The following is a 20,166-nucleotide window of genomic DNA, read 5'->3' on the forward strand; positions in this document are numbered from 1 at the left end:
GGGCATCAGCTATTTCCTGTGTCGCGTTGCCCCTGAGAGCGGGCCAGGCAAGGCGCAGGCCGCAGGGAATGGCGTTCCCTTTTCAAGGCCTGCAACGCAGCATGGCCCGCTCTCAGGGGCAACCCGAAGGGCCGGGCCTGCTGCGGCACAGGGCTGCGTTACTCGTCGTTCATTTGGAAAAACCAAACCACACTCCTCGCGCCTTGCCCTGTGCCGCAGCAGGCCCGGCGCGACACAGGAAATAGCTGATGACCCACCCCTACATGCGCCGTCTGATTGCACCCGGCTGGCCCGGTAACCTGCTGGCCGTGGTGGCCGGCGCCATCACTACTCTGGCGCTGGCGCCCTTCGATCTGTGGCCATTTGCGCTACTGGCCGTCGGGCTGTTCTATGTGGGGCTGCGCGAGCTGACGCCACGTCAGGCCCTGGGCCGTGGCTGGTGTTTCGGTTTTGGCCTGTTTGGCGCCGGCACCAGTTGGATCTACTACAGCATCCACCACTTCGGCGGCGCTTCGGTGTTGCTGGCTGGCTTTTTGATGCTGTTGTTTACCGCCGCGATTGCCTGGTTCTTCGCCCTGCCCGCTTGGCTGTGGGCACGCTGGCTGCGTCGCAATGAGGCGCCGCTGGCCGATGCGCTGACCTTTGCGGCGCTGTGGGTTGGCCAGGAAGCGTTTCGTGGTTGGTTCCTGACCGGTTTCCCTTGGTTGTACTCCGGTTACAGCCAACTCGATGGCCCGCTCACCGGCCTTGCGCCACTGGGCGGCATGTGGCTGATCTCCTTTGCCCTGGCGCTGACGGCGGCCGTGCTGTGCAACCTGCCGCGCCTGCTGGCAAGCAAGCGCAACGGCTTCATCGGCGCAGGCTTGGTGTTGTTGGTTGCACCCTGGGCCATCGGCCTGGCGCTCAAGCATCACGCCTGGACCTCGCCCTCGGGCGCCCCACTGACCGTGGCGGCGATCCAGGGCAATGTCGAACAGAGCATGAAATGGGACCCCGCGCAGATCGATGCGCAGTTGGCGCTGTACCGCGACATGAGTTTCAGCTCCAAGCCGGTAGACCTGCTGGTATGGCCGGAAACCGCGGTGCCGGTGCTCAAAGAGTCAGTCGAAGGCTACCTGGGCATGATGGGCAAGTTTGCCGCCGACCGGCACTCCGCGCTGATCACCGGCGTACCGATTCGCCAGGAAGTGCACCACCAGAAGCGCTACTTCAACGGCATCACGGTGGTGGGTGAAGGTGATGGCACTTACCTCAAGCAAAAACTGGTGCCTTTTGGTGAATACGTGCCGTTGCAAGACATGCTGCGCGGGCTGATCGCCTTCTTCGATTTGCCAATGTCGGACTTCGCCCGCGGCCCGTCCGATCAGGCGATGCTGCAGGCCAAGGGCTATCAGATTGCGCCGTTCATTTGCTATGAAGTGGTGTACCCGGAATTCGCCGCAGGCCTGTCGGCCCAGAGCGATTTGCTGCTGACCATCAGCAACGACACCTGGTTCGGCCGCTCCATCGGCCCGCTGCAACACCTGCAAATGGCGCAGATGCGTGCATTGGAGGCTGGCCGTTGGATGATCCGCGCCACTAACAATGGGGTGACAGGTTTGATCAACCCATTTGGGCAGATTACCGCGCAGATCCCGCAGTTCGAGCGTGGGATTCTCTACGGCGAAGTGGTGCCGATGCACAACCTGACGCCGTACCTGCAATGGCGCTCGTGGCCGTTGATCATTGTGTGCCTGGGCTTGTTCGGCTGGGCGCTGCTGGCGGGCCGGATGTCTAAAACCGTCTAACGAACGGCATAAAACCAATGTGGGAGCTGGCTTGTGTGGGAGCGGGCTTGCTCGCGAAAGCGGTGTGTCAGTCAACATATCGTCAACTGACACACCGCTTTCGCGAGCAAGCCCGCTCCCACATGAACCGCTTTCCACATTTGAAATTGCGGCGTTATCGGTAAAACACCCGATACCCCACCTGCCCCACCGCCTCATTGATCAACTGCCCGCTGCGCCACACTGACACAAACTCGGGCATCCAGCCGCCCAGCGGTCGCGCATTGTCTACGCCCAAAAAGCCCACCGGCCCTGGCACTACCGTAAAACCGGCCTTCTCGAAGCTCCATACCGCACGCGGCATATGCCAGGCCTGGGTCACCACCACCACGCGCTTGATGCCTTGCGGCAACAGGATTTCGGCGCTCATCTGCGCGTTTTCCCAGGTGGTGCGGCTGCGCTCTTCTTTCCAACGCACGGTGACGCCAAAGTCATCCTGCATCGACACCGCCATCAGCTCAGCCTCACTGGGTGGCGTGCCGTAGTGCAAGCCGCCGCTGGTCAGCACCGGCAAGCCGGAGGCCTTGGCCAGACGCGCAGCATAACGCTGGCGCTCAAGCCCAGTACCGGTGGGTTGATCGGAACCCCACGCGGGGTCACCGCGCTCACGCCCCGACCCCAGCACCACAATCGCGTCAGCGCGCTGGGCCAGCGTCGCCCATTCTTCACGGGCCAACGGCGGCTCGGTCTCCAGGGCATGCGCGCCCCATTGCACCATCACCGGCAGGCTGATCAACCACAGCCCCCCGAACCCCACGGCAAAGCAGCATCCGGCCAGGCGCGGGCGACTTTTACGCAACCACCAGGCAAGCGCCAGCAGCAGCAAAAAGAGGCCGGGCGGCAAGAGCAATTGTTTAATGAAATAACGAAAAGGCATCGGGCATCTCCAAAGATGCCCGAAGCCTAGATGCAACGGGGTTTAGCGACAATCTTTACCAACCTGTTTCGAGAACGACTCAAAGGATAACGCGGTGCTCCACGTTTACCGTGCGACCCGACGCTTATCGGGACCGCGACCAGCAGACACATCTTTCAGCCAGATCACCTTGGCCGAACGCAAAGGCTCTTGGGCGGGCGGGGCAGCCCGTTCCTGAGAGGCACGGTGGTGATTCAATTCCAGGTAGCACTTGATCAATTCAAGTTCAGCCTGGCTCAAGCCTCGCAACTCCAGCTCCAGAGGCCGCTCATCACGCAATCGGCCTGCGGTTCTTGCGGCATCCAATGCCCGACCCAAACGGTCGATCAGTCCTTCATACAATTGCGGTTTCATTAAAGTTCGCTGCGATTCAACCATCCCCTCACCTCATTGAAGATAAGACTCACTCCCCAATAAACAGCGTAGTCCCCATGGCTGCGCCTGCCTCGCGCCGCGACAGACGGCCCTCGCCGCGCAATCAGGGTTTCCCTCGATAGAGTGGGGTCATGTATGCTACGGCGCTTCCTGTAACTCCACTTCCCGCAGGGTTTGGGCACGGACGCGCCGCTTTTTGGTGTCGATCAACCTGAATGTTGTACCGAAGAGGATTAGGCCACCCCTATTCAGTTCAAAAGTAGCCATGCACGAACAATATCAGCCCCGTGAAATAGAAAATGCCGCCCAAACCTTCTGGGACGAGCAAAAGTCCTTTGAAGTCAGTGAACAGCCAGGCAAGGAGACTTACTACTGCCTATCGATGTTCCCTTACCCCAGCGGCAAGCTACACATGGGGCACGTGCGTAACTACACCATCGGCGACGTAATTTCCCGCTACCAGCGCATGCTCGGCAAAAACGTCCTGCAACCTATGGGTTGGGACGCCTTCGGCATGCCGGCGGAAAACGCCGCGATGAAAAACAACGTGGCGCCCGCCAAGTGGACCTACGAAAACATCGCCTACATGAAAACCCAGCTGCGCAGCCTGGGCCTGGCGGTGGACTGGTCCCGCGAAGTGACCACCTGCAAGCCCGATTACTACCGCTGGGAACAGTGGCTGTTCACGCGCCTGTTCGAAAAAGGCGTGATCTACCGTAAAAACGGCACCGTGAACTGGGACCCGATCGACCAGACCGTACTGGCCAACGAGCAGGTCATCGACGGTCGCGGCTGGCGTTCCGGCGCGGTGATCGAAAAGCGCCAGATCCCGATGTACTACTTCAAGATCACGGCCTACGCCGATGAACTCTTGTCGAGCCTCGATGACATGCCGGGCTGGCCTGAGCAGGTCAAAACCATGCAGCGTAACTGGATCGGCAAATCCAAAGGCATGGAAGTGCAGTTCCCGTACAACGTCGACTCGATCGGCGAAACCGGCGCACTCAAAGTCTTCACCACCCGCCCCGATACCCTGATGGGTGCGACTTACGTCGCCGTGGCCGCCGAGCACCCGCTGGCCACCCAGGCTGCACAGAACAACCCAGAGCTTTCGGCGTTCATCGCTGAATGCAAAGGCGGCAGCGTGGCCGAAGCCGACGTTGCCACCCAAGAGAAAAAAGGCCTGCCAACCGGCCTGTTCGTCGAGCACCCACTGACGGGCGAAAAACTGCCGGTGTGGGTCGCCAACTACGTGCTGATGCACTACGGCGATGGCGCAGTAATGGCTGTGCCGGCCCACGACGAGCGCGATTTCGAGTTCGCCACCAAGTACAGCCTGCCGATCAAGTCGGTCGTGCGTACCAGCTCGGGTGATACCAACCCGGCCCCGTGGCAAGACGCCTACGGCGAACACGGTACGCTGATCAACTCCGGTGAGTTCGATGGCCTGGACTTCCAGGGTGCCTTCGACGCCATCGAAGTTGCCTTGATCAAAAAGAACCTCGGTGCCTCGCGCACCCAGTTCCGCCTGCGCGACTGGGGCATCAGCCGCCAGCGCTACTGGGGCTGCCCGATCCCGATCATCCACTGCGAAACCTGCGGTGACGTGCCGGTGCCGGAAGACCAGTTGCCGGTGGTACTGCCCGAAGACGTGGTGCCGGATGGCGCCGGTTCGCCATTGGCGCGCATGCCTGAGTTCTACGAGTGCACCTGCCCTAAATGCGGCGCACCTGCCAAGCGTGAAACCGACACCATGGACACCTTCGTCGAGTCCTCGTGGTACTACGCCCGCTACGCCTCGCCACACTATGAAGGCGGCCTGGTAGAAAAATCCGCAGCCGACCACTGGTTGCCGGTGGATCAATACATCGGCGGCATCGAACACGCGATTCTTCACCTGCTCTACGCGCGCTTCTTCCACAAGCTGATGCGCGACGAAGGCCTGGTGAGCTCCGATGAGCCGTTCAAGAACCTGCTGACCCAAGGCATGGTGATCGCCGAGACTTACTATCGCCGCGAAGCCAATGGCGCCTACACCTGGTTCAACCCGGCGGACGTCGAGCTTGAGCGTGACAGCAAAGCCAAGGTCATCAGCGCCACGCTGAAATCCGACGGCCTGCCGGTGGAAATCGGTGGCACCGAGAAGATGGCCAAGTCCAAGAACAACGGCGTCGACCCACAGTCGATGATCGATCAGTTCGGCGCCGATACCTGCCGCCTGTTCATGATGTTCGCCTCGCCGCCCGACATGAGCGCCGAATGGTCCGACTCCGGCGTTGAAGGCTCGCACCGCTTCCTCAAGCGCGTCTGGCGCCTGGCGCACGCCCATGTCAGCCAGGGTTTACCGGGCAAACTGGACGTGGCGTCGTTGAGCGATGAGCAAAAAGCCATTCGCCGCAGCACCCACCTGGCCATCCGCCAGGCCAGCCAGGACGTGGGCCAGAACCACAAGTTCAACACCGCCATCGCTCAGGTGATGACACTGATGAACGTGCTGGAAAAAGCCCCGCAAGCCACCGAACAGGACCGCGCGCTGGTACAGGAAGGCCTGGAAGCTGTGGTGTTGCTGCTGGCGCCAATCACGCCGCACATCAGCCATGAACTGTGGAGCCGCCTGGGCCACAGCGACGCGGTCATCGATGCGCGCTGGCCGGTGCAGGATGACAGCGCGCTGGTACAGGACACATTGCAACTGGTTATCCAGGTTAACGGTAAACTGCGCGGCCAGATCGACATGCCTGCCAGCGCCAGCCGTGAAGACGTGGAAGCCGCAGCGCGCATCAACGAAAATGTGCTGCGCTTTACCGAAGGCCTGACGATCCGCAAAGTGATCGTAGTGCCGGGCAAACTGGTCAACATCGTCGCCAGCTAATCGGATCGGGCGCAGGGCTTGAGCCCTGCGCCGAACTAAACCTTTAAGGCCTCGATAAGGCCCACATGGTTTCAAGGGGAGCAACAAAATGATCAAACGCAATTTGCTGGTGATGGGCCTCGCTGTGCTGCTGAGCGCTTGCGGCTTCCAGCTGCGTGGCACCGCCACCAATGAACTGAGCATCAAGGAACTGGACGTCAGCGCACGCAACGCCTACGGCGAGACCGTGACCCAGCTGCGCCAGGCCCTGGAAAGCAGCGGTGTACGCGTCGGTTCCGGCGCGACTTACAAACTGAATCTGGTGGACGAGAAAGAAACCCAGCGTAACCTCAGCTACGCCAGTGCCGGCCGTGCGTCGGACATTGAGCTGAGCACCCTGGTCGTCTATGAACTGCAAGGCCGCGACCACCTGCCATTGATGGGTGACAAGGTTGAAGTGCAGAAAGTCGTGAGCCACGACGGTAACAACCTGGTGGGCTCGGACTCGGAGATCATCCAGGTTCGCAAGGAAATGCGTCGTGAGGTGATCCAGCGTCTGATGATTCGTCTGCAACAGCTGACGCCAGAGAAACTGGCCGCCTTGCAACTGACCGCCGACAACAAGGCCAAGGCTGACGCCGATGCCCTGAAAGCTGCGCAAGAATACGAAGACAACACGCCGAAACAATCGCCTGCCGAAGTCCCTGTCGAGTAAGCCAGACGGGGCGCCCCTGGCGCCCCGTTCGCCCCGCCTATGAAACTTGCCCCCGCCCAACTCGCCAAGCACCTGCAAGGTGGCCTTGCGCCTGTCTATATCGTCAGCGGTGATGACCCGCTGCTGTGCCAGGAAGCGGCCGACGCGATTCGCACCGCCGCACGTCAGCAAGGCTTCGATGAACGCCAGGTGTTCAGCGCCGACGCCAGTTTCGACTGGGGCACGCTGCTGCAAGCCGGTGCGAGCATGTCGTTGTTCGCCGAGAAACGCCTGCTGGAACTGCGCCTGCCTTCAGGCAAGCCGGGTGACAAGGGCGCGGCGGCGTTGATGGAATACTGCTCACGCCCCGCTGAGGACACGGTACTGCTGATCAGCTTGCCCAAGCTTGATGGCAGCGCGCAGAAAACCAAGTGGGGCAAGGCGCTGGTAGAAGGCCCGCAAACCCAGTTCATCCAGATCTGGCCAGTAGACAGCAACCAGTTGCCGCAATGGATACGTCAGCGCCTGTCGCAATCAGGGCTGTCGGCAACGCAAGATGCCGTCGAGCTCATCGCCGCCAGGGTCGAGGGCAACCTGCTTGCCGCCGCCCAGGAAATCGAAAAGCTCAAGCTGATGGCCGAAGACGGGCAGATCACCGTCGAAACCGTCCAGGGCGCGGTGGCTGATAGCGCGCGCTTTGATGTGTTCGGGTTGGTGGACGCGATTCTCAATGGCGAACCCGCCCACGCCCTGCGCATGCTCGAAGGCTTGCGCGGTGAAGGTGTGGAACCGCCGGTGATTCTGTGGGCGCTGGCTCGAGAGTTGCGAGTGCTGGCCAATATTGCCCTGCAATACAGCCAAGGCACGCCGCTGGACAAATGCTTCAGCCAGGCCAGGCCGCCGGTGTGGGACAAGCGCAAACCCCTGATGAGCAAAGCCCTGCAACGCCACTCGGCGCAACGCTGGGCGCAGCTGTTGTTGGAAGCGCAACGCATCGACGCGCAGATCAAAGGCCAGGCGGCAGGTTCGCCGTGGATGAGCCTGAGCCGTTTGTCACTGTTGATGTCTGGCCAACGCCTGACACTCCCCGCCGAATAACCCCACTGTCCCCTGTGGGAGCTGGCTTGCCTGCGATAGCGGTGTGTCAGCCACTACATTTTTGCTGATGGACCGCTATCGCAGGCAAGCCAGCTCTCACATTGACCGTGCCCACTTGAATAGGTGAAACCACCTACACATCGCCGGGCTTTACAGCCGCGCCACTTCGGCAGATGATTTGCACCGCTTCACCCCACCTCAAGCCCCCCACCTCGAGAGAGTACCGACCATGAGCAAAAAGCCATCCAAGCATGGCCCCAACAAGGCCAAATCCATCATCGCCCAGCCACTGTTCCGCAGCCGTCAGGAACGCGCCGGCAAGGGCAAAGGCAGCTACCGCCGCGAAGCCTTCCAGTCTAATAGCTGGGAGGCTTCTTACTTTCTGGCTGCCTGAAGGCAAGCGCCCCTCCGGCATGATAAGGTCTGTACTTGATTTGTAATCCCTGGACCTGTGCATGCCCTCTAGCCTTTCCCGTCGTTGGCACCTTCGCCAATTGATTGCTGCCTCCAGCCTCATTCTGCTTGTCGCCTGCGCCGAGAAACCCACCGCCGCGGACGCGCAACCCCTGCCAAAGCTCCAGACCGTGCCTGCCGTCGCGCCTGCCGTGGTCCCCCCTTTGGCCGTGGACAATCTTGATATCCAGCCGACCCAGACCTTTGCCGAATGGCAGGCTGGCTTTCGTGCGCAAGCCCTGAGCGCGGGGATCACACCCGCCGTCTTCGATAACGCCTTTGCTGGCGTGACGCCCGACATGGCGGTGATTCGCGCCGATCGCAGCCAACCGGAATTTTCCCGCCCGGTGTGGGAATACCTCGACGGTGCCCTGTCGCCAGTACGCGTGCGTAATGGCCAAGCGTTGCTGATCAAATACGCCGATATCCTGCAGCGCATCGAAGAGCGTTATGGCGTTGATCGCCAGGCGCTGGTTTCGGTGTGGGGCATGGAAAGCAACTTTGGCCAGTTCCAGGGCAATAACTCGGTGATCCGTTCGCTCGCGACCCTGGCCTATGAAGGCCGCCGCCCGGCATTCGCCCAGGCGCAACTGCTGGCGGCGCTGCAGATCATCCAGCATGGCGATATCTCTGCCGACCAGATGAAAGGTTCGTGGGCCGGGGCCATGGGCCAGACCCAGTTCATCCCGACCACCTACAACACCCATGCCGTGGATTTCGATGGCGACGGTCGCCGCGATATCTGGAACAGCCCGGGCGACGCCCTGGCCTCCACTGCGCACTACCTGCAAAGCTCCGGCTGGCAACGCGGCCAGCCGTGGGGCTTTGAGGTGAAACAACTGCCGACGAACTTCGATTACGCCCTGGCCGACGGCGGCATACGCAAGACCGTTGGCGAGTGGATGAGACTCGGTATCCAGCTGCCACCTGGCGCGAGCATGCCACCGAACGTCGAGCACCTGTCAGCTGCCCTGCTGCTGCCGGCCGGCTACCGTGGCCCAGCGTTCCTGGTGCTGGATAACTTCCGCGCGATCCTCAAGTACAACAACTCGTCGTCCTACGCGCTGGCCGTAGGCCTGTTGTCGGAGCGGTTTGCTGGCGGCGGAGTGATTCGTGGCGATTGGCCCAAGGATGAGCTGCCGCTGAGTCGCTCCCAGCGTATCGACCTGCAGACGGTGCTGAGTGCCAAGGGCTATGACGCGGGCAACCCGGACGGGATTATCGGCGCCAACACGCGCAAGGCGATCCGGGCGGCGCAGCAGTCGTTGGGTTGGCCTGCGGATGGGTTTCCGACGGTGAAGCTGCTGGAGTCGTTGCAGAGCCGTTAAATCGGCCTATGGCGACTGCCGCCATCGCAGGCAAGCCAGCTCCCACCTTTGGAATGCATTTTCCTGTGGGAGCTGGCTTGCCTGCGATAGCACTCTCAGGGCTTGAACACCACATCCTGCTCCAACACCAACTGCTGCTCCCCCGCATCCAACCGCACCAAGGCGCCCATCGGCAGCGTCAGGTTTGGATCGCAGTGCCCGCTGCGCCAGCCGGACAACACAGGAATGCACAGCGGCTCGAAGGTCTGCTTGAGCAGCCGCTCCAACGCCGCCTTATCCACCCCCGATACATCCCCGACCAACACGCCGGCCACCTGAGCCAGTTTGCCCGCCAGGCGCAAGTGCGTCAGCAGCCGGTCAATTCGGTAGAGCGGCTCGTTGACGTCTTCGATAAACAGAATGATGCCTTCGGCGTCGATCTCAAACGCCGTGCCCATTACCGCGGCAATCATCGACAGGTTGCCGCCGAGCAAACGCCCGCAGGCGACACCCGGCTCAATCGTGGTCAGTGGGTAAGCAACCGGGTGTGCCAGCACGCTGCACTCGCTCAGTTGCCCACGCAACATGCTGAACAACGACGACTCTGTGGGCTGCTGCTTGTCACCGAGCAGATCGGCATTGAGCATCGGCCCGTGAAAGGTCACAAAACCCGCGTAGCGGTTGATGGCCAGGTGCAACGCGGTGATGTCGCTGTACCCCACAAATGGCTTGGGGTTGGCTCTAATCAGGTCAAAATCGAGCCGATCCAATAATCGCGGGGTGCCATAGCCGCCACGCAGGCAGAAGATGGCATCGATTTCGGGATCGGCAAACGCCGCATGCAAATCGCGCAGACGCACCTCGTCGCTGCCGGCCAGGTAGCCGTCGCGCTCATACACACCGGGGAATATGCGCAGCTCATGGCCACGGGCGCGCATCCACTGGCCGGCTTTTTCAACATCCAGTGCGGCAGGGCCGGCGGGGGCAATCAGGCCAATTACGCCTTCGGTGCGCAGGGCGGGCACGGCAGCCGCGAGTTGAGTCGTCATCCATGGTTCTCCGTGGTTGGATACCCAGGCACTCTAGCCAGTGATGGTTGCAAACAGAAGGGAGAAAAGGAGGGAAACTCTGTAGGAGCAGTTCGGCTGCTCCTACAGAGGGGAAACGCTTACGAAACCAGGCTCGCCTTGACCAGCTTGGCTTGCTCATCGGCGTGGTACGAGGAACGTACCAGCGGGCCCGAAGCCACGTTCTTGAAGCCCATCTTGTAACCTTCCTCGGCGAACCAGGCGAAGGTGTCCGGGTGCACAAAACGCTGCACCGGCAAGTGGCTGCGCGACGGCTGCAGGTACTGGCCCAGGGTCAGCATGTCGATGTCGTGTTCGCGCATGCGCTTCATGACTTCGATGACTTCTTCGTCGGTCTCGCCCAAGCCCAGCATCAGCCCGGATTTGGTCGGGATGTGCGGCATCATCTGCTTGAATTTTTGCAGCAGGGTCAGCGACCACTGGTAGTCCGAACCTGGGCGCGCAGCTTTGTACAGACGTGGCACGGTTTCCAGGTTGTGGTTGAACACATCCGGTGGCTCGGCCGCGGTGATTTCCAGCGCGACGTCCATGCGGCCACGGTAGTCCGGCACCAGGGTTTCGAGCATCACGTTCGGCGACAGCTTGCGGATCTCGCGGATGCAGTCGGCAAAGTGCTGGGCACCGCCGTCACGCAGGTCGTCGCGGTCTACGGAGGTGATGACCACGTATTTGAGTTTCAGGTCGGCAATGGCGATGGCCAGGCTTTCCGGCTCGTTGACGTCCAATGGCTTCGGCCGGCCGTGGCCAACGTCGCAGAACGGGCAACGACGGGTGCAGATGTCACCCATGATCATGAAGGTGGCGGTGCCGCCGGAGAAGCATTCGCCCAGGTTCGGGCAGGAAGCTTCTTCGCACACGCTGTGCAGTTTGTGTTTGCGCAGCAGGGCCTTGATACGGTCGACTTCCGGCGAAACCGGGATGCGCACGCGGATCCAGTCAGGCTTCTTCGGCAGTTCGGTGGTCGGGATGATTTTCACCGGGATGCGTGCAACCTTCTCGGCGCCGCGCAGCTTGACGCCGGCTTCGACCTTGGCACGCGGGGCCGGGGCCGGACGCTCGGTGATGTCCAGCGTCGGGATCATGGTTTGCACTGCATCAGTAGTCATAATCAGTCGATTCCGCCCGTAAGGGTCGTCTGCTCAGCATAGTCGAGGTGTTTGACGAGCTGCGCACGCAGCCGGGCACTTACCTCGGCAAATTTAATCGGTGTGGCGTGGTCGCTCAGTTGAGTCATCGCCAGCCCGGCGTAACCGCACGGGTTGATGCGCCGAAACGGCGCCAGGTCCATGTCCACATTCAGGGCCAGGCCATGAAAGGAACAACCATGGCGAATGCGCAAACCGAGGGAGGCGATTTTCGCGCCGTCCACGTATACACCGGGTGCATCGGGCTTAGCCGCGGCAGTCACGCCGTAACTGGCCAACAGCTCGATCAGGCAAGCCTCCATGCGGCTTACCAGGTCACGCACGCCAAAACCCAGCTTGCGCACGTCCAGCAGCAAATAGGCCACCAGCTGACCAGGGCCATGGTAAGTCACTTGGCCACCTCGGTCGACCTGCACCACCGGAATATCACCCGGCAGCAGCAGATGCTCAGCCTTGCCGGCCTGGCCCTGGGTAAAGACCGGCGGGTGTTCTACCAGCCAGATTTCATCCGGGGCCGAGGTGCCGCGCTCGTTGGTGAAGCGCTGCATGGCATGCCAGACCGGCTCATAGGCCATCTGGCCGAGCTCGCGAAAGCCCAAAACCTGTGACATCACAACACCATGTGCACGAAGCCGGTGGCCCGCAGTTCACTGTTGATGTCGTAGAGCTGGTCTTGACCGGTTGCCACGATGTGCAACTGGATCGTGGTGTACTTACCGTTGGAACTCAAACGCTCGTCCACCCGGTTGTCGTTGATCGTCGCGTGTTTACGCACGATCTCGAGAATCTTGTCTTTGTTGCCCACACCGGTATCGCTGATCACCTTGACGGGATAGTCCACGTTGGGGAATTCGATCTTTGGCGCCTTTACTTCTACTTCTTTATCGGTCATGGCAGAACAGCCTCGTAAGCGCTAAGCCGTGGCGACGGGCAAAGCCCCGCGCTGGATCAACGCGGGGCTTTGCAGGTGCGCACAATCAGTTGAACAAGCCGTAGAAGAATAGACGGATGCTATCCCACACGCGGCGGAAGATACCACCTTCGTCGACGGCGTCCAGTGCGATCAGGTCGGCGCTATGCACCACCTTGTCATCGAGCTTCACTTCGACTTTACCGATCACGTCACCCTTGGCGATTGGAGCGACCAATTGCGGGTTCATGGTCATGCTGGCCGCGAGCTTTTTCAGCTGGCCTTTAGGCATGGTCAGGGTCAGGTCATCGGCCAGGCCGGCCTTGACTTGGTGGGTCGCGCCTTTCCATACCGGGGCTTGGGCCAGCTCGGCACCCTTCTGGTAGAAGGTCTGGGTTTCGAAGAAGCGGAAGCCGTAAGTCAGCAGTTTTTGCGTCTCGGCCGCACGGGCCTGCTCGCTGTTGGTGCCGAATACCACGGCGATCAGGCGCTGGCCGTCACGTACGGCGGACGACACCATGCAGTAGCCGGCTTCGTCGGTGTGGCCGGTTTTCAGACCGTCGACGGTCTTGTCACGCCACAGCAGCAGGTTACGGTTAGGCTGCTTGATGTTGTTCCAGAAGAATTCCTTCTGGGAGTAGATCGCGTAGTGCACCGGGTCGACACGGATGATCGCGCGAGCCAGCACGGCCATGTCGTGAGCCGACGAGTAGTGCTCCGGGTTCGGCAGGCCGGTCGGGTTCATGAAGTGGCTGTTGGTCATGCCCAGGTCGCCGGCGGTCTTGTTCATCAAATCGGCGAACGCGTCTTCGCTGCCGGCGATGTGCTCGGACAGGGCCACGCTGGCGTCGTTACCGGACTGGATGATGATGCCGTGCAGCAGGTCGCTGACGGTAACCTGCGAACCGACCTTGATGAACATCCGCGAACCGCCGGTGCGCCATGCGTTTTCGCTGACGGTAACCGGGTCATTCTCGCCGATCTGGCCGCGACGGATTTCCAGGGTCGCGATGTAGGCTGTCATCAGCTTGGTCAGGCTGGCCGGGGGCAGGCGCTGGTCACCGTTGTTCTCGACCAGCACGTTGCCGCTGGCGGCATCCATGAGGACCCAGGCCTTGGCGGCCAATTGCGGGGAAGCTGGCACCATTTCAACCGCCCAGGCGGCCGGGGTAATGATCAGCGAAAGTAGCAGGCACGTGCGTTTGGCTAAGGTGGTGATGTTCATCCGTCTCTCGAAATTGCTTATGGAAACTTGCCCTCGCGGGCAAAACTATTCAGACAGCCCGCTGCCAGACTGTCGCGTGTTCGGTTGCCCGCTCACCCCTTGCCCCTGGGTTTTTATTGTTCAACGAGCCAACAACCTCGGTTCAGGCGAACCTGAACCATCAATCCTTTTACTTATTCAGCCGTGACGACACTGGGTTGCCCCAGGTTGGCCAGGCGCACACTGTTCTGCACGTGCGCCACTTCACTTGGCGAACCAATCGGGCCCATGCGCACACGGTGCAGGGTTTGCTGGTTACGCACGATGGAGCTGATAAACACTGGCGCGCTGACCATGCCGCTGAGCTTGGACCTTAACAGTTCTGCCGCATCCGGGTTGGCGAAAGCGCCGACCTGCAGGTACTGGCCGCCGACTGTAGATGCGCCTGGCGCTGCATGGGGCACCACGACCGTATCGGGTGCGTGCTGCGCCGGTGGCGGTGTCCACTGCTCGATCTTGCCCGCCGAGGCGGTCACTTGCGGTTGCGGGGTTTGCGGCTCGTTGAGCATCAATGGCGCCGGTTTGCCACGCTGAGCCCAATACTGCGCCGGGTCGATACCTTCGACTTTCACACGCGCGGTGCCAGTTTCGGCATAACCGAGTTTCTTCGCGGCGGCGTAGGACAAGTCGATGATCCGGTCCGAATAGAACGGCCCACGGTCGTTGACCCGCAGGATCACCGTACGGTTGTTGTCCAGGTTGGTCACGCGTACATAGCTGGGCAGCGGCAAGGTCTTGTGGGCCGCGCTCATGCCGTACAGGTCATACACTTCGCCGTTGGCGGTGTTCTGGCCATGGAATTTGGTGCCGTACCAGGACGCCGTGCCCGTTTGCGAGTAGGTCTTGGATTCCTGCAGCGGGAAGTAATTCTTGCCCAGCACGGTATACGGGTTGGCTTTATAAGGCCCGGTGTGCAGGGTCGGCGTGGCATCCGGGATCTTTGATACGTCGACATCCCACCACGGCGCGCCGTCTTTGTGCGCGCGGTTGATGTCCAGGCCCGGCTGGGCGCGAACGACAGCGCCGCCCTTCGGCGCCGGAGCACGGCTGGTAGTGGAGGAGCAACTGACAACCAGCAAGGACAACGCGGCGAACGCCACCAGCTTGAGCGGTTTTTGGAACGGCGATACCCGCATTACTTGTTGCCCCGTGCTTGGACCAGCATGTCTGACAGCTGATGCACGGCCATGGCGTACATCACACTGCGGTTATAACGCGTGATTGCGTAAAAATTCTTCAGGCCCATCCAGTATTCCGGACCGTTTGCGCCTTCGAGGCGGAACGCCGTCACCGGCATATCATCGCGTGGCGCATTCTGACTCGACCAGCCCAGCGCTCGCAACTCCCCGACGGTCTTGACCGGCTCAATACCTTGGGTCAAACCTTCGTCGGCGCGCTCGCCGGTGACATCGGCGCGGATCACCACCGGTTCGCCGGCCACCCAGCCATGGCGCTTGAAGTAGCTGGCCACGCTGCCGATGGCATCGTCCGGGTTGCTCCAGATATTGATGTGGCCGTCGCCGTCGAAATCCACCGCATACGCCCGGAAACTGCTCGGCATGAACTGCGGCAGGCCCATCGCACCAGCGTAGGAGCCCTTGAGGGTCAACGGGTCGACCTGTTCTTCACGGGCCAGCAGCAGGAACTCACGCAGCTCCTTGCGGAAAAACTCGGCACGTGGCGGGTAATCGAAGCCCAGGGTCGACAAGGCGTCGATCACCCGGTAACTGCCGGTGTTGCGCCCGTAGAAGGTTTCGATGCCGATGATGGCGACGATCACCTGGGCCGGCACGCCGTATTCCTGCTCGGCGCGGGCCAGCACCGCTTCGTGCTGGCGCCAGAAGTCCACGCCCCGCGCCACACGGGCGTCGGTGAGGAACATCGGGCGGTAGTCTTTCCACTGTTTGACGCGCTCGGCGGGACGCGAGATCGCGTCGAGGATCGCCTGCTTGCGCTGGGCTTCACGGAACACGCCCATCAGTTGTTCACCGGCAAAACCGTAGTCGCGGGTCATTTCACCGACAAATTCGGCGACCTGGGGTGAACCATCGTAGTCACCGGCCTGCACCTCTTGCGTCGCGCCCAGCAGCCCAATCAGGCCCATCCAGGACGCGTGCCGAGTCGCCCAGCCGCGCATTACTTGCATTGACATCTTCACCTTATTCAAACCTGCGCGATCCACTTGCGATGCGTGTGAATCGACATCAAAACCCCAAACGCTGACATCAATGTCACCAGCGAAGTTCCGCCGTAGCTAATGAACGGCAACGGCACCCCAACCACCGGCAACAGGCCACTGACCATACCGATGTTGACGAAAACGTAAACAAAAAAAGTCATGGTCAGGCTGCCGGCGAGCAATTTGCCAAACAGCGTCTGCGCCTGGGCGGTAATCACCAGGCCGCGACCAATCAGCAGCAAATAGATCAGCAACAGCGCGCAAATGCCCACCAGGCCGAACTCTTCGCCCATTACCGCAATAATGAAGTCGGTGTGGCTTTCGGGCAAAAAGTCCAGATGTGACTGGGTGCCCAGCAACCAACCTTTGCCAAATACGCCGCCGGAACCAATCGCCGCCTTGGACTGGATAATGTTCCAGCCAGTGCCCAGCGGGTCACTTTCCGGATCCAGGAAGGTCAGGATCCGCTGCTTCTGGTAGTCATGCATAAAGAAGAACCACATGGCCACCGCCACCGGGATCGCCGCCGCCAGCACGCTGAGGATCCAGCGCCAGCGCAGGCCGCCCATGAACAACACGAACGCCCCGCCCGCCAGGATCAGCAGCGAGGTGCCGAGGTCGGGCTGGCGCACAATCAAAATGAACGGCACGCCGATCAATATCAGGCTGATGCCCACGTGCTTGAGCTGCGGCGGCAAGGTGCGCTTGGACAAATACCAGGCGATGGTCGCCGGCATCAGGATCTTCATGAATTCCGACGGTTGGAAGCGAATCACCCCCGGAATGTTGATCCAGCGGGTCGCGCCCATGGCGTTGTGGCCCATTACGTCCACCACCACCAGCAGCAAAACACCGGCGACATACCCCAGCGGCACCCAGCGCGCCATGAAACGTGGCTCCAGCTGGGCGATAACCACCATCGACAACAGACCCAGGCCGAACGACGACGCCTGTTTGATCAGTAAGTCCCAGTTCTTGCCGCTGGCCGAATACAGCACGAACAGGCTGCCGGCCGCCAAGGTCAACAGCAGGATCAGCAACGGGCCATCAATGTGCAGGCGCTGCAGCAACGTCGCACGCCGACGCATCACATCCTCACTGGAGAGGATGCGGTCAAAATTACTCTTCACGGGCCGTAACCTCGGTGCTTGAAGGGGGGCCACCATATTCGGATTTGAGTCTGCCGTCGTCGGCCAACAGCCAAGCGTCCATGATCTGACGCACCACAGGCGCCGCGACGCCAGAGCCGGACTCGCCGTTCTCGACCATCACCGCCACCACGATTTTCGGGTCGTCGGCCGGCGCAAAGCCGACAAACAAGGCGTGGTCGCGGTGACGCTCCTGAACCTTGGAGCGGTCGTATTTCTCACCCTGCTTGATCGCAACCACCTGGGCCGTACCGCTTTTGCCGGCAATGCGGTATTGCGCGCCCGCCGCGGCCTTGCGCGCCGTGCCACGGGCACCGTGCATCACTTGCTGCATGCCGTGGTTGACCTTGGCCCAGTCGGACGGGTCGCGCAGCACGATGTCCGGAATCGGGTTTTCATCCACAGGCTTCTGGCCTTCGATGGTCTTGGCCAAGTGCGGGCGGTTCCACACGCCTTTGTTGGCCACCAGCGCGGTGGCCTGGGCCAGTTGCAGCGGTGTGGCCTGCATGTAGCCCTGACCGATGCCGAGGATCAGGGTTTCGCCCGGGAACCATGCCTGACGACGGGTCGCGCGTTTCCACTCCCGCGACGGCATCAAGCCAGGGGATTCTTCGAACATATCCAGGGAGACTTTCTGACCGAGGCCGAACTTGCCCATATAGGCAGACAGCCGATCAATCCCCAGCTTGTGGGCCAGGTCATAAAAATAGGTGTCGTTGGAGCGCATGATTGCGGTGTCCAGGTCGACATAGCCGTCACCGGTGCGGTTCCAGTTACGGTATTTGTGATCGTAGTTGGGCAGCATGTAGTAGCCAGGGTCGTACACGCGGCTCGATGCCGTGACCACACCCGAATCCAGACCGGCAATCGCCACCGCCGGCTTGATGGTCGAACCCGGCGGGTACAGCCCGCGCAGTACACGGTTGAACAACGGCCGGTCGATGGAATCACGCAACTCGGCATAGGCCTTGAAGCTGATACCGGTCACAAACAGGTTCGGGTCGAAACTCGGCTGGCTGACCATCGCCAGCACTTCGCCGGTGGCCGGGTTGAGCGCGACGACGGCGCCACGACGACCGCCCAGGGCCATCTCCGCCGCTTCCTGCAATTTGATGTCCAGGCTCAGCACAATGTCTTTGCCAGGGATCGGGTCGGTGCGCTTGAGCACACGCAGCACGCGGCCACGGGCGTTGGTCTCAACTTCTTCGTAACCCACCTGGCCGTGCAGCTCCGGCTCGTAGAAGCGTTCGATGCCGGTTTTGCCAATATGGTGGGTGCCGCTGTAATTCACCGGATCGAGGCTTTTCAGCTCTTTCTCGTTGATGCGCCCCATGTAGCCGACGGAGTGCGCAAAGTGTGCCCCTTGCGGGTAATGCCGCACCAACTGCGCCACCACTTCCACACCTGGCAAACGGAACTGGTTCACCGCAATGCGCGCGATCTGCTCTTCGTTGAGCTCGAACAGAATCGGCACCGGCTCGAACGGCCGACGCCCCTGCTTCATGCGTTTTTCGAAGATCACGCGGTCTTCCGGCGTCAGTTGCAGTACCTCGACGATTACGTCGAGGACCTGCTGCCAGTCGCCGGAACGCTCGCGGGTCATGCTCAGGCTGAAGCTGGGCCGGTTGTCCGCCACCACCACGCCATTGCGGTCGAAAATCAGCCCGCGGGTCGGCGGGATCGGCTGCACATGCACCCGGTTGTTTTCCGACAACGTGGAGTGATAGTCGTACTGGATCACCTGCAGGTAATACAGGCGCGCAATCAGCACCGCAATCAAGCCCACCACCAAAAAAGCGCCAAACACCACGCGCGAACGTACCAGACGTGCGTCTTTCTCGTGGTCCTTGATGCGGATCGGCTGGGTCATCGGCAATGGCGCAGATTATTTGTGGTAAGGGTGCCCGGACAGAACTGTCCAGGCGCGATACAGCTGTTCACCGATCAGAATCCTTACCAACGGGTGCGGCAACGTGAGTGCCGACAGCGACCAGCGCTGGTCCGCCCGCGCGCAGACTTCCGGCGCCAGCCCTTCCGGGCCGCCGACCATGAAGTTGACGGTACGCGAGTCCAGGCGCCAGCGATCCAGCTCCACCGCCAATTGCTCGGTGCTCCAGGGCTTGCCGTGCACCTCGAGGGTGACGATGCGCTCGTTGGGGCCGACCTTGGCCAGCATGGCTTCGCCTTCCTGACGGATAAAGCGCGCCACGTCGGCATTCTTGCCCCGGGTGTTGAGCGGTATTTCCACCAGTTCCAGCGACAGCTCAGCGGGCAGACGCTTGGCATACTCGTGCCAGCCTTCTTCCACCCACTTGGGCATGCGTGAACCGACAGCGATCAGACGCAGGCGCACAGCCGTTCCTTATTCCTGGTCTTTGTTGAGCTTGTCGAAGTGCGCATGGCCCACTTCCGGGCTGTGGTGCTTGCCATCAGCCGCACGGCTCTGCTCGGCGCCTTTCCACAGACGCTCCAGGTCGTAGAACTGGCGGGCGTTGCTGGTCATCATGTGAACGATCACGTCGTCCATGTCCAGCAGTACCCAGTCGCTGTCGCCCTTGCCTTCTTCACCCAGTGGCTTGACGCCTTGGGCTTTGACGGCTTCGCGAACCTTGTCGAGCATCGCGCCGATCTGGCGGTTGGAAGTACCGGTAGCAATGATCATGAAGTCGGTGATGCTTTGCTTGTCGCGCACGTCCAGCACCTGAATGTCCTGGGCTTTAACGTCTTCCAGGGCAGCCACGGCGACTTTTACCAGCTCTTCGCCAGCCAGCTCAGGGCCGGTGTGCGCTTCTACTGGCAGCGGGGCGCTTTTGAAAGTGCCTTTGCGCTTAACTTTGCTTACGTCTTTGTTCGTCATATAAAACTCGTTTTGCTCGTATGTTCGGGCGCCCGCTGCACGAATGTTCGTGCGA

19 protein-coding genes are annotated in these 20,166 nt (G+C 61.2%); 6 read left to right on the forward strand and 13 right to left on the reverse strand.

Annotation, left to right across the window (positions count from 1 at the left end):
- Positions 1–263 precede the first annotated feature (263 nt).
- Entirely contained in the window at positions 264–1,787 is a 1,524-nt protein-coding gene (lnt, locus tag HBO41_RS19140) for an apolipoprotein N-acyltransferase (protein WP_026013602.1), read from the forward strand.
- A 154-nt stretch (positions 1,788–1,941) separates the two neighbouring features.
- On the opposite strand, the gene HBO41_RS19145 is transcribed toward lnt, so the two are convergent.
- On the reverse strand, positions 1,942–2,703 hold the full coding sequence (locus HBO41_RS19145) for a YdcF family protein (protein ID WP_099547592.1): 762 nt from the start codon (positions 2,701–2,703) through the stop codon (positions 1,942–1,944).
- A gap of 105 nt (positions 2,704–2,808) precedes the next feature.
- Entirely contained in the window at positions 2,809–3,120 is a 312-nt protein-coding gene (locus HBO41_RS19150; protein ID WP_017136061.1) for a hypothetical protein, read from the reverse strand.
- A gap of 262 nt (positions 3,121–3,382) precedes the next feature.
- Here HBO41_RS19150 and leuS point away from each other — a divergent pair, with 262 nt between their 5' ends.
- The 5 genes from leuS to HBO41_RS19175 all read left to right on the forward strand — a co-directional run bounded on the left by leuS (position 3,383) and on the right by HBO41_RS19175 (position 9,541).
- Complete coding sequence (leuS, locus tag HBO41_RS19155; RefSeq protein WP_017136060.1) at positions 3,383–5,989, forward strand: leucine--tRNA ligase; 2,607 nt, start codon at positions 3,383–3,385, stop codon at positions 5,987–5,989.
- A gap of 88 nt (positions 5,990–6,077) precedes the next feature.
- The gene (gene lptE, locus HBO41_RS19160; RefSeq protein WP_099547591.1) at positions 6,078–6,683 is read left to right on the forward strand and encodes an LPS assembly lipoprotein LptE; all 606 of its coding nucleotides are present in this window, start codon (positions 6,078–6,080) and stop codon (positions 6,681–6,683) included.
- A 39-nt stretch (positions 6,684–6,722) separates the two neighbouring features.
- Positions 6,723–7,760 (forward strand): DNA polymerase III subunit delta, encoded by a 1,038-nt coding sequence (holA, locus tag HBO41_RS19165; RefSeq protein ID WP_017136058.1) that lies wholly within the window; start codon positions 6,723–6,725, stop codon positions 7,758–7,760.
- Positions 7,761–7,989: 229 nt separating this feature from the next.
- Complete coding sequence (gene arfA / locus HBO41_RS19170) at positions 7,990–8,154, forward strand: alternative ribosome rescue factor ArfA (protein WP_003176285.1); 165 nt, start codon at positions 7,990–7,992, stop codon at positions 8,152–8,154.
- A gap of 61 nt (positions 8,155–8,215) precedes the next feature.
- Positions 8,216–9,541, forward strand: coding sequence for a lytic murein transglycosylase (locus tag HBO41_RS19175; RefSeq protein WP_017136057.1), 1,326 nt, complete (start codon positions 8,216–8,218; stop codon positions 9,539–9,541).
- Positions 9,542–9,636: 95 nt separating this feature from the next.
- Here HBO41_RS19175 and HBO41_RS19180 read toward each other — a convergent pair whose 3' ends face one another.
- From HBO41_RS19180 to rsfS, 11 genes are all read right to left on the reverse strand, one after another.
- Entirely contained in the window at positions 9,637–10,569 is a 933-nt protein-coding gene (locus HBO41_RS19180) for an LD-carboxypeptidase (protein ID WP_169987389.1), read from the reverse strand.
- 119 nt (positions 10,570–10,688) lie between these two features.
- Entirely contained in the window at positions 10,689–11,690 is a 1,002-nt protein-coding gene (gene lipA / locus HBO41_RS19185) for a lipoyl synthase (RefSeq protein WP_057444888.1), read from the reverse strand.
- 26 nt (positions 11,691–11,716) lie between these two features.
- Positions 11,717–12,364: a lipoyl(octanoyl) transferase LipB gene (gene lipB, locus HBO41_RS19190; RefSeq protein ID WP_017136055.1), complete on the reverse strand. Its 648-nt coding sequence runs from the start codon at positions 12,362–12,364 to the stop codon at positions 11,717–11,719.
- On the reverse strand, positions 12,364–12,645 hold the full coding sequence (locus HBO41_RS19195; protein WP_017136054.1) for a DUF493 domain-containing protein: 282 nt from the start codon (positions 12,643–12,645) through the stop codon (positions 12,364–12,366). Before HBO41_RS19195 ends, lipB begins: the two co-directional genes overlap by 1 nt.
- A gap of 85 nt (positions 12,646–12,730) precedes the next feature.
- Positions 12,731–13,888: a D-alanyl-D-alanine carboxypeptidase family protein gene (locus HBO41_RS19200; RefSeq protein ID WP_017136053.1), complete on the reverse strand. Its 1,158-nt coding sequence runs from the start codon at positions 13,886–13,888 to the stop codon at positions 12,731–12,733.
- Positions 13,889–14,061: 173 nt separating this feature from the next.
- On the reverse strand, positions 14,062–15,063 hold the full coding sequence (locus tag HBO41_RS19205) for a septal ring lytic transglycosylase RlpA family protein (protein WP_169987391.1): 1,002 nt from the start codon (positions 15,061–15,063) through the stop codon (positions 14,062–14,064).
- Entirely contained in the window at positions 15,063–16,073 is a 1,011-nt protein-coding gene (mltB, locus tag HBO41_RS19210; protein ID WP_017136051.1) for a lytic murein transglycosylase B, read from the reverse strand. The genes HBO41_RS19205 and mltB overlap by 1 nt, the downstream gene beginning before the upstream one ends.
- Positions 16,074–16,090: 17 nt before the next feature.
- On the reverse strand, positions 16,091–17,194 hold the full coding sequence (gene rodA / locus HBO41_RS19215; RefSeq protein WP_050547734.1) for a rod shape-determining protein RodA: 1,104 nt from the start codon (positions 17,192–17,194) through the stop codon (positions 16,091–16,093).
- 31 nt (positions 17,195–17,225) lie between these two features.
- On the reverse strand, positions 17,226–19,124 hold the full coding sequence (gene mrdA, locus HBO41_RS19220; protein WP_017136049.1) for a penicillin-binding protein 2: 1,899 nt from the start codon (positions 19,122–19,124) through the stop codon (positions 17,226–17,228).
- Positions 19,125–19,139: 15 nt separating this feature from the next.
- Positions 19,140–19,607 carry a 23S rRNA (pseudouridine(1915)-N(3))-methyltransferase RlmH gene (rlmH, locus tag HBO41_RS19225; protein WP_003176297.1) on the reverse strand — a complete coding sequence of 156 codons (468 nt, stop codon included), beginning with the start codon at positions 19,605–19,607 and terminating at the stop codon, positions 19,140–19,142.
- A gap of 9 nt (positions 19,608–19,616) precedes the next feature.
- On the reverse strand, positions 19,617–20,111 hold the full coding sequence (gene rsfS, locus HBO41_RS19230) for a ribosome silencing factor (protein WP_003215432.1): 495 nt from the start codon (positions 20,109–20,111) through the stop codon (positions 19,617–19,619).
- Positions 20,112–20,166: the final 55 nt, after the last annotated feature.

It is taken from the genome of Pseudomonas sp. WS 5146 (assembly GCF_012985495.1).
Lineage (GTDB): Bacteria > Pseudomonadota > Gammaproteobacteria > Pseudomonadales > Pseudomonadaceae > Aquipseudomonas > Aquipseudomonas edaphica.